15 protein-coding genes are annotated in these 16871 nt (G+C 36.4%); 14 read left to right on the forward strand and 1 reads right to left on the reverse strand.

The window, feature by feature from the left end; translation table 11 throughout:
- Window positions 1–8: 8 nt before the first annotated feature.
- The 14 genes from DFQ11_RS01470 (at window position 9) to DFQ11_RS01530 (ending at window position 15812) form a co-directional block, all read left to right on the forward strand.
- A complete protein-coding gene (locus DFQ11_RS01470) occupies window positions 9–1193 on the forward strand; it encodes a SusE domain-containing protein (RefSeq protein WP_158524973.1) in 1185 nt (394 codons plus the stop codon).
- A 116-nt stretch (window positions 1194–1309) separates the two neighbouring features.
- A complete protein-coding gene (locus DFQ11_RS01475) occupies window positions 1310–4210 on the forward strand; it encodes an alpha-amylase family glycosyl hydrolase (RefSeq protein ID WP_110473860.1) in 2901 nt (966 codons plus the stop codon).
- Window positions 4211–4413: 203 nt separating this feature from the next.
- Window positions 4414–5928, forward strand: a complete 1515-nt coding sequence (locus DFQ11_RS01480) for a catalase (RefSeq protein ID WP_110473861.1) — start codon at window positions 4414–4416, stop codon at window positions 5926–5928.
- A gap of 97 nt (window positions 5929–6025) precedes the next feature.
- Window positions 6026–6580 carry an NADPH-dependent FMN reductase gene (locus DFQ11_RS01485; protein ID WP_110473862.1) on the forward strand — a complete coding sequence of 185 codons (555 nt, stop codon included), beginning with the start codon at window positions 6026–6028 and terminating at the stop codon, window positions 6578–6580.
- 196 nt (window positions 6581–6776) lie between these two features.
- The gene (locus DFQ11_RS01490; protein WP_110473863.1) at window positions 6777–8024 is read left to right on the forward strand and encodes an amidohydrolase family protein; all 1248 of its coding nucleotides are present in this window, start codon (window positions 6777–6779) and stop codon (window positions 8022–8024) included.
- A gap of 51 nt (window positions 8025–8075) precedes the next feature.
- On the forward strand, window positions 8076–8807 hold the full coding sequence (locus tag DFQ11_RS01495) for an MgtC/SapB family protein (RefSeq protein ID WP_110473864.1): 732 nt from the start codon (window positions 8076–8078) through the stop codon (window positions 8805–8807).
- Between the two features lie 46 nt (window positions 8808–8853).
- Window positions 8854–9168 (forward strand): MFS transporter, encoded by a 315-nt coding sequence (locus tag DFQ11_RS15235; RefSeq protein ID WP_199446460.1) that lies wholly within the window; start codon window positions 8854–8856, stop codon window positions 9166–9168.
- Entirely contained in the window at window positions 9152–9934 is a 783-nt protein-coding gene (locus DFQ11_RS01500) for an MFS transporter (protein WP_199446461.1), read from the forward strand. The genes DFQ11_RS15235 and DFQ11_RS01500 overlap by 17 nt, the downstream gene beginning before the upstream one ends.
- Window positions 9935–10005: 71 nt before the next feature.
- Entirely contained in the window at window positions 10006–10575 is a 570-nt protein-coding gene (locus DFQ11_RS01505) for a YceI family protein (protein WP_110473865.1), read from the forward strand.
- Window positions 10576–10579: 4 nt separating this feature from the next.
- Complete coding sequence (locus DFQ11_RS01510) at window positions 10580–10963, forward strand: nuclear transport factor 2 family protein (protein ID WP_110473866.1); 384 nt, start codon at window positions 10580–10582, stop codon at window positions 10961–10963.
- A gap of 4 nt (window positions 10964–10967) precedes the next feature.
- The gene (locus DFQ11_RS01515) at window positions 10968–11894 is read left to right on the forward strand and encodes a DsbA family protein (protein WP_110473867.1); all 927 of its coding nucleotides are present in this window, start codon (window positions 10968–10970) and stop codon (window positions 11892–11894) included.
- Between the two features lie 315 nt (window positions 11895–12209).
- The gene (locus tag DFQ11_RS01520) at window positions 12210–13949 is read left to right on the forward strand and encodes a thiamine pyrophosphate-dependent enzyme (protein ID WP_110473868.1); all 1740 of its coding nucleotides are present in this window, start codon (window positions 12210–12212) and stop codon (window positions 13947–13949) included.
- Between the two features lie 336 nt (window positions 13950–14285).
- Entirely contained in the window at window positions 14286–14759 is a 474-nt protein-coding gene (locus DFQ11_RS01525; RefSeq protein WP_110473869.1) for a Dps family protein, read from the forward strand.
- A 42-nt stretch (window positions 14760–14801) separates the two neighbouring features.
- Window positions 14802–15812 (forward strand): LLM class flavin-dependent oxidoreductase, encoded by a 1011-nt coding sequence (locus DFQ11_RS01530; protein WP_110473870.1) that lies wholly within the window; start codon window positions 14802–14804, stop codon window positions 15810–15812.
- A 131-nt stretch (window positions 15813–15943) separates the two neighbouring features.
- On the opposite strand, the gene DFQ11_RS01535 is transcribed toward DFQ11_RS01530, so the two are convergent.
- Window positions 15944–16843, reverse strand: coding sequence for an outer membrane beta-barrel protein (locus DFQ11_RS01535; protein ID WP_110473871.1), 900 nt, complete (start codon window positions 16841–16843; stop codon window positions 15944–15946).
- Window positions 16844–16871 lie beyond the last annotated feature (28 nt).

Below are 16871 nucleotides of genomic sequence, written 5' to 3' on the forward strand. Positions count from 1 at the left end.
TTAAAACAATGAAAACACTAAAACTTTTAGCATTAATGCTTTTGGCTGCAGTTAGCTTTAATTCTTGCGAGAGTGATGATAGCTTAACTTACATAGCTCAACCTAGTGGTGAATTATCATTTTCAAATTCATTCTTAGCAGAGTATATATTAATTCCTTCGGCTTCTAGTAATTTAGGAGAGCGTTTTACCTGGTCAGATGCAAATTTTGAAACACCAACAAACGTGAACTACGAGTTACAAAAATCGATAACTGGGGATTTTTCAGACATGGAGGTTGTTGGAACAACTAGTCAAAATGAATATGCAGTGACTATTGGAGATTTACTTCAATTCGCAGCTGAAGCTGGTTTAGACAATGATCCTGAAACTGTAGATATTCCTAATACGGGTAGTGTTTATTTTAGATTAAGAGCATCAGTTGGTGCAGATTCTTCAATTGAAATGATCTCTCCTTCACAAGCTTTAACTTTAGTGCTTCCAGAAAGTACGGGTGAAGAAGGCGCTGTGTGTGAATTAGATCAATTATGGGCTGTAGGTGCAGGTTTACCTGATGCAGGTTGGGGTTGGACGACTCCTGTTAGCCTTCCATGTACTGGAAATGGTATTTACTCTTGGAACGTTAATTTATTAAATTCTGAGTCTTTTAGATTCTTTACTTCTGAAGGCGATTGGGATTCTGGTTTAAATTTCCCTCACTATGTTGAAGAAGGTTATACTATTGATGAGAATTTTGAAGATGCATTAGATGAAGACAACAACTTTAGATTCATCGGAGAAACAGGTTTCTATAGTTTAGTCGTTAATACCGTTGAGAAAACCATTACAATTGGTGACCCGCAATCTACTGGAAACTGTGAATTTGACCAATTATGGGTTTTAGGTGCTGGTGCAACAGATGCTGGATGGGGATGGAACTCACCAGTAAAATTAGCTTGTACAGGTGAAGGCGTATACTCTGGTAGTATTAACCTTCAAAATATAGATGGTACTGAAAACAACTTCAGATTCTTTACTACTGAAGGTGATTGGGCATCTGGTCAAAACTTCCCATATTTTGCAGATGCTGGTTATACTTTTAGTGAAACCCTTGTAAATGCTGAAGATGATGATAGCAACTTCGCATTCACAGGAACTACAGGTACTTATTTTATTACTATAGATACCGTAGCTTTAACCATTACTTTAGAGTAAACACAAAATAGATACAATTATCTATCTCATTTAAATAACAAAAAGGTTGTGGTTTTAGAACGCAACCTTTTTTGTTTTAAACGGTTAAGCCATTACCTTTAATAAAAATCCACATTATGAAAACTTCACTACTCAAATTCATACTGCTCCTACCCCTTTTCGTAGCGGCTCAAGTAAGCACAAATCCAAGCCCAATACTTATTAATCAACCTGTAACAATTACAGTGGACATTAATAGCAATGACTCGGACTGTAATGGTATAAGCAACCCTTCAAAAGTTTACGCTCATTTAGGTGTAGGAACGGACTCTGATGAATATGGAGTTTCTGTAGTTGGAAATTGGGGTCAAGATGACGGTGTAGGAGAAATGACAAATAATGGCGATGGCACATGGAGTATAACACTTACCCCAAACACCTACTTCAACTTAACGTCTACCCAAGAAAGTCAGGTGACTAAAATGGGAATGGTATTTAGAAATGCAGCAGGTAATCAAGAGTTAAAAGCCTCTGGTTGCTCCAATTTTGTTTTTAATATTGGTGCTTTCCAAGTAACCATGATTAACCCTTCCCCTAGTGCTAATGGTATAATTGTGGTGGACAATGGTGCAAACACCCAGATATTAGCTCAGAATACCAATGGCCCGGCTAATTATGAATTATTTGCCAATGGCGTGAGTGTGCATACACAAAACAATACCACATTTTACAACGGTTATTTATTTTCTAATCTCACCGAAAATCAATCTTGTGAACTAGTCGTTACTCAAAATGGTATAAGTGTTTCAAAAACTTTTTTAATCATTGTAAACAATACAATAAATGAAGACTTGCCTGCCGGATTAAAAAATGGAATTAACTATAATTCCTCAGATCCTACAAAAGCAACTTTAGTTTTAAATGCCCCTGGAAAAGACTTTGTATATGTCGCTGGAAGTTTCAACAATTGGAGTCCTTCAAGTGTTTATGCCATGAAAAAGAACATAACTGATAATAAGTTTTGGTTAGAATTAACTGGATTAACAGCTCAGCAAATTGAAACTTTTCAATATTGGGTTGGAGACATGACTCCTGTTCCCAATTCACCTAAATTAGTAAAAGTAGCGGATCCTTTTTCAACCTTAGTTTTATCTCCTTTTGACGATCCATACATTCCAGAATCAAGTTACCCTAACCTACCTTCATATCCTGAAGGCCAAGAGCGTGAAGTTACCGTTTTACAAACCGGACAATCGCCATATAATTGGGAAGTACCTAACTTTTCAAAACCAGAGAAAGAAGACTTAATCGTCTATGAAGTATTGATTAGAGATTTTGACGCTGATAGAAACTTTCAAAATATCATAGACAGAATCGATTATTTTAAAAATTTAAATATTAACGCGATTGAACTCATGCCAATCATGGAATTTGAAGGTAATGAAAGCTGGGGATATAACACTTCATTTCATATGGCTTTAGATAAGTTTTATGGCACTAAAGAGAAGTTTAAAGAATTAGTAGATGTCTGTCATCAAAATGGTATAGCGGTCATCTTAGACGTAGCTTTTAATCATGCATTTGGAAGAAACCCTATGGTAAGAATGTGGATGGACGATCCAGATGGTGATGGTTGGGGAGGTCCTTCAGAAGACAATCCATATTTCAATGTATTCCCAACTCACTCTTATAATGTTGGTAATGATTTTGATCATAGTTCAGAGCACACTAAAGAATATGTGAAACAAGTGGTGAGCTATTGGATTGAAGAATTTAAAATTGATGGTTTCCGTTGGGATTTAACCAAGGGGTTCACACAGAATTGTGGTAATGGCACGTACGACGGAAATGAAGGTTGTACAGGATCGTACCAACAAGACCGAGTGGATGTACTAAAAGAATACGCCGATCACTCTTGGTCCATTGATCCTAACCACTACGTTATTTTTGAGCATTTAGGTTCAGATAATGAAGAAAAAGAATGGGCAAATTACCGCTTAGAAGAAGGCAAAGGAATTATGATGTGGGGTATTATGAATTCTTCCTATAACGAACTTACAATGGCACAATCTGGAAATAAAAACATCGACAGAATGGGACATAAAGCTCATGCTGGTTTTAATGGACCAAGAGTTATAGGTTACGCAGAAAGCCATGATGAAGAACGATTAATGTACAGAAACTTGGCCTATGGAAATAGCAGTAATACTGCTCATAACGTACAAGATCCAAACATCGCACTTTCTAGAATGTCGGCTTTAGGCGCCATGTCTGTTATGGTTCCTGGTCCAAAAATGATATGGCATTTTGGAGAACTAGGCATGGATAACTCCATCTTTACCTGTAACAATGGAACAACAAATTTCCCTGGAAATGCCGATGGAAATGGCGATTGTAAATTAGATACGAAACCTCAACCACAATGGACAGATAATTGGTTAACCGATGCACTAAGAGGGCAAATTTATGAGGATTGGTCTAAGCTACACCAGCTTAAAATTGAAGAGCCTGTTTTTAAAGGTGATTATACGATAACTTCAGGAAATCTCACACCGAGAATTGATGTGTTTGACAATACATTGCCAACATCTTCTTTAAATAACGTTATTATACTTTCAAATTTTGATGTTGTTGCGCAAACCGTTAATACTAATTTTCCAAGTGGAGTTGCAACAACTTGGTACGATCTGATGGATCCAACAGGTAATACTACAGTTAGTAATTCCACAGCAGCTATTACAATTCCCGCTGGACAATTTAGAATTTTAGGAAATCAACCTCATACTATGGGTATCGAAGACCGGGTGTCTCCAAGTTTAAGTATTTATCCTAATCCATCACAAACCTCATTTAGCATTAATGTGAATGTTACCAATGTTGAAATTTATGATCTAACAGGAAAACTAATAAAAACCTATACTGGAGATTTCACAAGAACCGATACTCTTGATGTGTCAACATTAAAACCAGGAGTGTATATGATAAAAGCTAAAAACCAAACTAACCAAATACTAACGACTAAATTGGTTAAGTTGTAGTTCTTCATTACATATTCAAAAATTGAAAAGAGTTTCTTAAGCAAGAAGCTCTTTTTTTTGTTAAATAAGGGTTACTTCCTTACTGTAAATTTACTGATTGACATAGTGAGTTCACAACCCAATATTGGTTAATAGCATTTTAAATGTCTTAAAATTATTGTACCTTCAAGGACTTAATTAATCAAATATAAACAATCATAATTATGGACGATAAAAAGCCAAAACTTACTAGACAGACCGGTGCTCCGGTTGGAGATAACCAAAACGTACAAACGGCGGGACCTCGTGGTCCACTATTAATGCAGGATGCTTGGTTTCTTGAAAAAATGGCAAACTTCGATAGAGAGGTTATACCGGAAAGACGTATGCACGCGAAAGGCTCTGGAGCTTTTGGAACATTTACAGTAACACATGATATTTCAAAATATTCTAAAGCCGATATCTTTAGTAAAGTTGGAAAGCAAACTAAAATGTTTAGCCGATTTTCTACGGTGGCCGGAGAACGTGGTGCCGCAGATGCCGAAAGAGACATTCGCGGATTTGCACTAAAGTTTTATACCGATGAAGGTATTTGGGATTTAGTAGGAAATAATACACCTGTATTTTTCTTCCGTGACCCGATGAAATTCCCAGATTTAAACCGTGCTGTTAAACGCGATCCTAAAACCAACTTGCGTAGCGCAAATAATAATTGGGATTTCTGGACCCTACTTCCTGAGTCCTTGCACCAAGTGACTATAACAATGAGTGATCGCGGTATTCCAAAAGGTTACCGTCACATGCACGGATTTGGTAGCCATACTTACAGTCTTATTAATAAAGACAATGTAAGGCATTGGGTAAAATTTCACTTCGTGACGCAACAAGGTATTGAAAACTTATCTGACGAAGAAGCCATGAAAGTTGTGGGAATGGACAGAGAATCTTCGCAACGCGATTTGTTTGATGCTATCGAAAGAAAAGATTTCCCTAAATGGAAAATGTACATTCAAGTCATGACGGAAGAACAGGCAAAAACCTACCGCTTCCACCCTTTCGATTTAACTAAAGTATGGTCTAAAAAGGACTTTCCTTTAATTCCTGTTGGTGAGTTTGAATTGAATAAAAATCCTGAGAACTATTTCCAAGATGTAGAGCAAGCTGCCTTTAATCCAACCAATATTGTTCCAGGAATCGGGTTCTCTCCAGACAAAATGCTTCAAGGTCGATTATTCTCTTATGGCGATGCCCAACGTTACCGTTTAGGAGTGAATCATTATCAAATTCCTGTAAACAAACCAACTTGTCCGTATCATTCTAATCACAGAGATGGAACTATGCGTGTAGATGGCAATCACGGTGGTACCAAACATTACAATCCTAATAGTTATGGCTTATGGCAAGAACAACCAGAGGCTAAAGAACCGCCTTTAGAATTAGAAGGTAGTGCTTACGCTCATAACTTTAGAGATGATGATCAAGATTACTACACACAGCCTGGTGATTTATTCCGCATTATTAAAGCCGATGGCAAAGCAGACGTCCTATTTAAAAACACTGCATCTCAAGTTGGTGGTGCAGAAAAGTTTATTCAGATACGTCATATAAGAAACTGTTATAAAGCCGATTCGGAATACGGAGAAGGTGTTGCAAAAGCATTAGGATTAACTATGGATGAAGTGAATAACTTCGATATGACACCTTATGATAAATGGGCGCCAAGACCTACTAACGGATAATAATATTATTTTAACAATAAAGAAATGCCATAAATTTAAGTCAATCAAAAATTTATGGTGTTTTTTTTAACTCTATTTTAAACTTAATTCAAAATTTATGAAAAATTATAAAATTGCAGTTATCGTAGGAAGCTTGCGAAAAGAATCTTTTAATCTTAAAACAGCGAAGGTCCTAATGGATATAGCGCCAAAATCTCTATCCTTTGATTTAATTGATATCGCTGATATACCTATGTACAACCAAGACTTAGAAGCCAATCCGCCGAAGGAGTGGGTGAAGCTAAGAGATAAAGTAAGAGCTGTAGATGCCCTACTCTTTCTCACACCAGAATACAATCGATCAGTTCCTGGTGTCCTTAAGAATGCATTAGACGTAGGTTCTCGCCCTCCGGGTAAAAGCTGCTGGGATGGAAAGCCTGGTGCTGTAGTAAGTGTTTCCACAGGAAGTATCAGTGGCTTTGGTGCAAATCATCATTTAAGACAGTCACTAACTTTCTTAAACGTACCTGCAATGGCGCAACCAGAAGCTTATATTGGTGGCGTTGCCGAACTTTTTAATGAGGAAGGACAACTTACTAACGATTCTACAAAAGACTTTTTAACAAGTTTTATGGAAGCTTTCGAAAAATGGGTGCACACAAATGCACACTAAACAACTGACCAATAGTTAAATAACTCACAACACTCATAGAGATATGATTAAATAAGCTTATATTGTAAGTTGGCCTTGAAAAATCAGGTTTCAAACTATTCACATCTACTTATTGTTTTACAAACAGCTATTTCGAACAAAGATCGAATAGCTATAATTATTGTTTTGTCTAATATTCACTTAAAATTTATCTCATATGAAGAAGAAGTTTTTTAATGCGAAAATTTATCGCAATGATGCAGCAACAGAAATGATTGTTGAAAATGGGAAAATCACACAAATTGGAACGAATTTACCTAAATGTGATGAAGAAATCGATCTTGGCGGAAAGTTAGTTCTGCCACCTTATGTCGATCCACATCTACATTTAGATTACGTATATACTTTATCAGAATTAGGGCAAGAGGGTGCTGGCTCCGGAACCCTATTTGAAGCTATCGAATTATGGCCAAAATTCAAAGAAACACTAACGGTAGAAAGTGTAAAACGATTGGCAATGAAAGGTATTAAAAACGAAGTATCTCAGGGTGTACAGCACATTCGTACGCATGTAGATGTTACAGATCCAAACTTCACCGCCTTAAAAGCCATGTTGGAAATGAAAGAAGATCTAAAAGATACTGTGGACATTCAGATTGTCGCTTTCCCTCAAGAGGGCATGTATATGTATAAAGGCGGTCTGGAACTCGTAGAAGAAGCTCTTAAAATGGGTGCCGATGTTGTAGGCGGCATTCCGCATTACGAGCCAGCGAGAGAGTTTGGAGAAAAATCGGTTCACGATATCGTAAAATTGGCTTTAAAATACGATAAAATGATCGATGTGCACTGTGACGAAACCGATGATCCGCATTCACGATTTGTAGAACTATTAAATGCGCTTGTGTATATGGAAGATTATGGGACTAGAACCACAGCAAGTCACACCTGTTCTTTTGGTTCGGCAGACGACTCCTATGCCTTTAGAATGCTAGATATCTTCCAAAAGACTAAGATGAACTTTATTGCTTGTCCAACAGAGAATGCTTATTTACAAGGTCGACAAGACACCTATCCAAAACGTCGTGGCTTAACGAGAGTGAAAGAATTTTTAGAGTACGGTATTAATGTGGCTTTTGCACAAGATTCTATTAACGATCCATGGTACCCAATGGGGAACGGAAATATGATGAATATTTTGGATAATGGTATCCACTTAGCGCAGATTATGTCTTCGGAAGATGTAAAAACCAATTTCGATTTAATTACCTACAATGGCGCACGTTGTTTGAATATACAAGACAGCTACGGCCTAGAGGTTGGAAAAGCTGCTAACTTCATTGTTCTTAACGAGTCCTCCGTTTATGAAGCCATTCGTAAAAGAGTGGATGTGTTAGCCTCTGTACGTAACGGAGATTTTCTTTTCCGTCGTAAAGAACCAGCATATGATATTCCTTTAAACTTATAAATAAACTAACATTTGAGGTTGCAACAATAAGACTTTAATCCTATTATTTTTATGGATGGATTTGTAGAAATAACAGAATATATTTTACGTATTGGTATCGCATTTTTCTTAGGTGGTTTCATTGGTTTTGAGAGACAGTGGCGACAAAAGAACGCTGGACTCCGAACCAATACCTTAGTTGCTATTGGTGCAGCCTCATTTGTATTATTATCTATAGATCTTCACAGTCTAACTGGCGGTGATCCAAGCAGGGTAACGGCACAGATTGTGACAGGTATTGGTTTTATAGGCGCTGGTGTGATTATGAAAGATGGCTTCGATGTGAGAGGGCTAAATACTGCAGCGACAATTTGGTGTTCTGCAGCGGTTGGAACATTAGCTGGAATGGGGTTTCTAGTGGAAGCAGTCATTACGACTACAGCCGTAGTCTTGTCGCATATCATTCTACGACCTATAAGTTTACGACTATCAAAACTTTCAGCCTATCGTAAAACTGAAGTTAAAGAAACCTACTATCAAGTCTCTATTGAATGTGCTTTGAATACAGAGTCCAACGTTCGATTTTGGTTATTAAACCATATTGAAACGAATGATCAGTTATTACTACGTTCTATTAATAGAAATCTGTCGGAAAACAATCCGAAAGAGGTTCAAATTAAAGTTGAAGTCGCTACTATTGGTGAGCAGGAAAACCTTTTAGAAAATTTAGTGACTAATCTAATCATGAAATTGGAAGTCACACATGCCGGATGGAAATTAGTGGGCCGAGAAACGGAGTTTTAATTCTGAATCAAGCAACAAATTGAACCCTTACAAACAATAAATAACTATGAGCAAAAAAAATATTACGGAACAAGTAAAAAGTAGTTTTCCGTGGTTGATTATGATATTGATGTCGTCGGTGACTTTTGTTGGGATTCTCTCTGAGCTTATGCCATCAGGGGTTTTACCGTTAATGATGGACGATCTTAATATTAGTGAAGTACAAACCGGAAATCTAGTAGGTTACTACGCCATAGCTTCAGCAATATTTGCTATTCCACTGATTTCATTAACCATGCAATTCAACCGAAAGTATCTTTTACTACTCTTATTGGGTGATGTGGCCAATGATTGCAGCCTATGGTATGCGATTAGTAAGTGAAGAACACCACGGTAAAGCCATTGCTGTAATTATGGCCGGAACCACCTTGGGCATTAGTGTTGGAATGCCTATCATGACGACTATTGGAAATGATTATGGATGGCGAACAGAGTTTATAGGACTTGGAGTTTTTATTATTCTTATCGCCTTAGTTAGTTTCTTTGCTTTACCTTCAACACCAGGAGAAAAGCTCACCAAAAGCTCATCACCTTTCGCCTTATTAAAAATACCTGAAGTCCTAATTATACTTCTGCTTACCCTTCTGGGTGTTGTTGCGCATTATGGTGTTTATGTATATATCACCAGTCTTGTTGAAGAGATTCAGCTTGCTGGAGGTGTAGAAAGTGCCTTACTATTTTTCGGAATAGGCTCTTTGATTTCGGTCTTAATAGCCATTAAATATACCGACAAATACTTAAGATTATTAACCATAGCTATGTTTGGATTGATTATTATATCCATGGTTATTTTTCTCCTATCCGGAGGTACAACAGGTATGGGACATTTCGCCTTCTTTTTATGGGGAGTTTCTTTTGGGCCTTTAGTAACTTTGTTACAAGCAGCGGTAAGCAGACAGGTTGAAACCGCCAAAGACGTTGCAACATCCGTTCAGTCTTCGGTCTTTAACTTATCGATTATGATTGCTTCATCGGCAGGAGGTTTGTTACTCGGTATATACGCGCCTTCAAGCCTAATATATTTAGCCATTGCCTTATCTGTCCCGGGCATAATCATTTCATTTTTTGCAAAAAAAGCCTTAACTTAAAAGGATAGTTCATAAGGACGATTCGAACATGACAACGAATAGAATTATTAACATTTAAAAACTTAAATATCATGAAAAAAATTATGTCAATTTTAGCGCTGATTTTACTGACGGTAAGTTCATATGCACAAACCGAATGGAAGGTAGACCCGTATCATTCGTCATTAAATTTTAATATATCTCATTCAGGGATTAGTTTAGTAAATGGGAAGTTTTTAGAATACACTGGAAATTTAACAAAAGGTGAGGAAGCTCTTACTGATGCTCAGTTTAATTTTACGGTACAAGTAAAAAGTATTAACACCAATGTTGAAGACAGAGACAAACATTTGAGAAGCGCCGACTTTTTTGAAGTCGACACCTATCCAGAAATGACCTTTAAAAGCTCTAAAATTTTCGCTACGGGTAAACCTGATCATTATTTATTATATGGTGAATTAACCATTAAAGATGTCACAAAAGAGGTGATTTTTGATGTGTATTACGGTGGAACAGTAAAAAGTGATCAAGGTGAAAAATTAGGTATGAAAGCTAAAACCACCATCAATAGATTTGATTATCATATTGATTTTGACCCAACAGCTGCTGGAGTTGGAAAAGACGTCAACATTGTGATTCACTTACAGTTTGCAAAACAATAAATCCATGAAAAATTCAGCGAGAGAGGTTGTAGAAAACATGTTTACTGCATTTAGTAGCGGTGATGCCGATGCATTTGTAGCAACGGTTTCAGATGATACGGTATGGATTTACCATGGCACACAAATAATCCCGAAAGGGAGCTTTGAAAAGAAAGAAGGTGTAAGAGCCTTTTATAATAATATCATGGAACGCACTGAAATCATCAATTTTGAACCACTTCAGTATATTGTTGAAGGAAATATGGTGGTTGTCTTAGGAAAAGAACATCAAAGAGTAAAACGATCGGGAAGAGAATTAAAGCAAAAATGGGTTCAGATTTATACCGTAGAAAACAATTTAATTACCAGAATGGAAGAATTTGCCACTTCTGAAGAGATAAAAAAATAAAATTATGAATAACGAAACATCAAAAAACAATCCGCTGATATGCGATATAGAAACTGGAATGTGTGAAACTACAGATACGACCTCTGAAAGCACTTCTACAAACAAAGTTTCTTCGGATAAAAAATCCATTAAAATCATTTATTATACAGACCCTATCTGTTCTTCATGTTGGGGAATCGAACCGCAACTACGCAAACTCAAATTAGAGTATGGAGATGCTGTGGAAATCGACTATAGAATGGGTGGTTTATTACCGGACTGGAGTTATAATAGCGGCGGAATAAGTTCTCCTGCCGATGTTGCTAGTCATTGGGATGAAGTGAGTGTTCACTACGATATGCCTATAGATGGTGACCTTTGGTTAGAAGACCCTATGGATTCATCTTACCCTTCCTCTATTGCTTTTAAAGCCGCTCAACTACAAGATAAGCAGAAAGCTATTTTGTATATGCGTGAAATGAGAGAAATGATGTTTTTAGAAAAGAAAAATATGGCTAAATGGGAAAATTTGGCCATTACAGCTGAAAAAGTTGGACTAGACCTAAAGCAATTAAAAACGGATTTTGAAGGAAAAGCGCAGGACTTATTTAAGGAAGATTTAAAATTAGGTCAAGAATTAGGTGTGAGAGGATTTCCAACCATGTTCTTTGTTGATGAGGCAGGCAATCAAGAAACCGTTTACGGTACCAGACCTTATGCTTTTTACGAAATGGCTATTCTAAAATTAAATCCGAATGCCGAAAAAAGTGAATACAGCAAAACATGGGAGCATCTATTCGCTATCTACCCGACGCTCACAGCTAAAGAGTATTCTGAACTTTCAGGTACACCGAGAAGCGAAAGCGAAACGTTTTTAAATGAACTTTCGGATCAAGGAGCTTTAGATAAATTAACAACAAAAAATGGTTCTATGTGGATGAGTAAATCCTAAGTTTATGATATCATCTTCAATAATTTTTTTAAAAAAAATATAGGTGTTTACAACTAACTACTATAAAGAAACATAGTTGTAAGTATAAGCTGAGGTTGTTTCATTGAGACACCTAATTTAGAAATCGCATTCGTATTAGGTTGAATAAACTTAAGGGATATGGCATGTTTTATGAAAGGAATCAAGGATTGTATTATTTGAGTTCAAGAATAAGGACGTTTAGTTATAAATTGAAGACTTACAATTTATATGTCTTAGGTACTCCTAGACATATTAACATTTTCAAAAATTAAACAGATTAAAATTAAAGAAGATATGGCAAAAAAAGTAGCAGATTTACTCGTAGAAAATTTAGTCAATGCAGGTGTTAAACGATTATATGCCGTAACCGGAGACAGTTTAAATCCTATTAATGATGCCGTAAGACGTGATGGAAGGTTGGAGTGGATTCATGTGCGTCATGAAGAAGCGGGAGCCTATGCGGCATCTATGGATGCTGAACTCGATGGTATTGGTTGTTGTATGGGTAGCAGTGGCCCAGGTCATGTGCACTTAATCAACGGTCTGTACGATGCCAACCGTTCTGGAAATCCAGTAATTGCTATTGCGACCACAATTAATACCGATAAATTGGGGATGGATAATTTCCAAGAAACTAATATCGTTAAATTATTTGACGATTGCAGTAAATATTGCGTAATGACTAATACACCAGAGCAAGCGGCGAACGCATTTCAATCAGCTATTCAACATGCTATTCAAGATAGAGGTGTAGCGGTAGTAGGCTTACCAGGCGATGTCTCAGAATCTGAAGTTACTGAAATCACGACGGCCAATAAGAATTTCACTACCCATTCAAGACTGATTCCAGGAAAGGAAGAATTGAAAGAACTCGCAGAGGTTATTAATACGAACAAAAAAGTCATGTTATTTTGCGGCTATGGATGTAAGGACGCACAAGACGAAGCAATGCAACTTTCAGAACAACTCAATGCGCCTATGGGTTATAGCTTTCGAGGAAAGATATTTTTTGATAAAATAAGTAATCCTTTCGCTGTAGGTTTGAATGGACTATTAGGAAGTAAATCAGGATTTAAAGCGATGCAAGAAGCAGATTTGCTTATTTTATTAGGTACGGACTTTCCTTATACAGACTTTTTACCAGAAGACAATACTATTATTCAAATTGATGATAAACCCGAACGCATTGGCAGACGTGCAAAAGTCGATTATGGTTATGCAGGGAAAATTAAAGACACCTTAGAGGCCTTGCTTCCTCTATTAGATAGAAAAACTGACGATGATTTTTTAAAGGCCATGCGAGAATTGCATAATGACCAAGAAGAAAAGTACGCCTCTTATGTTCAGGCCAAATCAGAAGGTAAGAATATTCATCCTGAATTTGTGGCATCTGTTATTGATGACGTAGCTACTGATGATGCTATATTTACAGTTGATACAGGGATGTCTGCGGTTTGGGCTGCAAGATATATCAAAGGTAAACGCAATCGATACCTAACGGGTTCATTTAATCATGGCTCCATGGCTAACGCTATGCCAATGGCTATTGGCGCAGGATTATCCCGACCAGATCGACAAGTTATAGCACTCTGTGGCGATGGTGGTATTAGCATGCTTTTAGGCGATTTAATGACTATTAGCCAATACAACATTCCCGTTAAAATAATTATCTTTAACAATCGAACACTAGGAATGGTAAAAGTGGAAATGTTAGTTGCCGGTTATCCTGATTGGCAAACAGACATGAAAAATCCAGATTTTGCTAAAGTGGCAGAAGCCATGGGTATTAAAGCTTGGAATGTAGATCAATGCGAGAACGTACAAAGCACCTTAGAAGTAGCTTTTGCACACAATGGACCTGCTTTAATCAACATCTTTACGGATCCCGATGCTTTGGCCATGCCACCTAAAGTTGAGTTTGACCAAATTAAAGGCTTTACAAAAAGTATGGGGAAACTAATGTTAAATGGCCAAGTAGCTGATGTAATCGATACCGCAAAATCGAATATGAAATATTTGAAAGAGCTGTTTTAGAGCTTAACATTTTTGAATAAATGGCATTTAATCGAAAGGCATCAAAAAATCTGACATTAGTTTATTTAAACATACCATTCATTCAAACCCTACTGAACAACAAACAGAGCTGCAAAGTTTAGAACAGCAGCCTATCTAAATAATTTTACATAGGTAATCGCTTTAATTAGGAGTGATAAATTACCGGTAAAATACTATTTACTAGTATTAATCATTAGATGAGATTATTATTAAAGGCTTCGACGCTACTAAACAACAGACTTTCTGATGAAAAAATTCTGGTAGATATCGTGAATAAACATATATATAACAATTAATCATTTTAAAACATTAGACATGGGAAAATTAAATTCTATTGGATTGAACGAAACAAAATCCAAAAAACTTGCAGAAAAACTCAATGAACTTTTAGCAGATTATTCAATCTTTTATCAAAATGTGAGAGGCTATCATTGGAATATTAAAGGAGATAAATTCTTTGAACTTCATGATAAATTCCAAGAACTTTACGAAGATTTATTCATAAAAATTGATGAAGTCGCAGAACGCATCAGAACTCTTGGACATACGCCAAATCACAAGTTTTCAGACTACCTAAAAGAAGCTGATATCAAAGAAAGTTCTGAAGTTGCAGACGGAACTAAGGATATGGAAGACACACTTGAATCCTTCAAAATTATTATTGCTCTTCAACGTGAACTTTTAGACCTTTCTGAAGATGCAGGAGACGAGGGAACAAATGCACTGATGAGCGATTATATTCGTGAACAAGAGAAGTTAGTTTGGATGTATTCAGCCTATTTGAAATAGTTATATTACTATTTCTTAGAAGTGACAACTGATTATAACATTATGAGCCAAAAACAAACATTATATTCTATATTAGATCTCGCCTTAGTTTCTGAAGGTCATTCGCTTAAACAAACTTTTAATAATGCGCTTAAGTTAGCACAGCATGCCGAATCATATGGCTACACTCGTTATTGGTTAGCAGAACATCATAATGCGCCCAATATTGGAAGTAGTGCAACGTCGGTGTTAATAGGTTATGTTGCAGAAGGCACAATGACACTACGTATTGGCTCGGGAGGAATTATGCTTCCTAATCATTCGCCATTAATTATTGCTGAACAATTTGGTACGCTAGGCTCTTTATATCCTAATCGAATCGATTTAGGCTTAGGGCGAGCACCAGGAACAGACAGAGAAACGGCACAAGCTATTCGATCTGACTTTATGCAAGCGGCACATTCGTTTCCTAATGAAATAGAAAAAATTGAAAGATATTTTTCTAAGGACAATGCCATTGCGAAAGTTCGCGCTACGGTTGCTGAAGGCGTTCATGTTCCTCTTTATATTTTAGGATCAAGTACAGACAGTGCTCATTTAGCGGCAGAGAAAGGGTTGCCTTATGCTTTTGCAAGTCATTTTGCGACAACTCATTTATGGAATGCCATAGACATTTATCGCAAAGAATTTCAGCCATCAAAAGACTTAGAAAACCCTTATGTTATGGCTGGTATAAACATTATTATAGCGGACAACGATGAAGAGGCGCAACGTCTTTTCACATCGTTAATCCGAATGATTGTTGGAATATTTACAGGGAAACGCGATTTTGTTCAGCCGCCAACGGAAATGACTCCTGATCTCGAAGAGATTATACAGCATCCACAAATTCATCAAATGCTGAAATTTTCTTTTGTAGGAAGCAAAGCTTCGGTGAAGGCTCAAGTGAAGGAATTTATAGAGAAAACTAAAGCAGACGAACTTATTGCTGTAACTAATATTTATGATATTAATGACAGAATTAGATCTTACGAGTTATTTGCAGAGATAATGAAGGAATTGAATCACAACTAATCTCTGAAATGTAAGTCTAGAGTTTGCTAAACCTTAGTAATAAAAAAAGCCTATTAAAACACATGTTTCAATAGGCTTTTTTATGAATAGGCTGAACTTCTATATCTTCATCCTTCTAAAATGAACTATTATTATTGATTGTTCTTTTTAGCTGCTCCTTTAAATCTATAAGTTATTCCAAAATTAATTCCGAAAGAAGAATATGGAACTTTTTGAGATAATTTTTTAGACGAATCAGTATTGCTATGGTCTAGATTATCAACATAAGTCGTTTTTCTATTATAACCTTCAGGTAAATTATCCAATGAATAAACACCTTTTACAGCAACAGTACCATCAGGTAAAACAATATCTGTATTAAATTCTGTAATTTCAGAATCTTTACGCTTTAAACTGATTCCATAATATTCTGCCTCAGCAAAAAGACTAAAGTTTGAATCTAAGTCATACTTATATCCAAGAGCACCCACAAAACCTAAAGGAAACTGTCCGTGGTAATCTTCCGTATAATTTGTTTCAGAGTAAGAACCTTCTTCGATACCAAATGCCTGAGATACAGTTACTCCCTGTGGATTATCTAAACTTGGGTCAACAGCAAAGTAATTTTTATCATATACCACAGCTTCTGTCATTCCGCCCAATTTAATTAAAGCTCCAAAACGACCATAAATGTTATTAGTAAACTTGTAAACTACTGATAGTGACCCTCCAAATGCACGTGCTCTAGCAACTGCGTCAGTCTGTCTATGTGATAAATCAACATTCTTTATCGTCTGATCCGTACCATTCAAATAACCAACTCCTAGGTCTAAACCAAAAGAATCATTTAAAAAATAAGTTCCTCTTAATTGGAAACTTACACCTTCACCATAACTACCGTATTCGTTTTTTGTTTCTGATGAATTAATACTTTCTCCTAATAACATTTCAGCACTACCTATTGCATATCCAGAACTAACTGAAACTTGAACTTGCGCATAAGACATGGCGCTAATTAAAAAGGCTGTAAGTACTACAATTGAATTTTTCATAATTTTTTATTTCAATTAAACATAAGTT

The sequence above is a fragment of the Winogradskyella epiphytica genome (genome assembly GCF_003217215.1).
Classification (GTDB): Bacteria; Bacteroidota; Bacteroidia; order Flavobacteriales; family Flavobacteriaceae; genus Winogradskyella; species Winogradskyella epiphytica.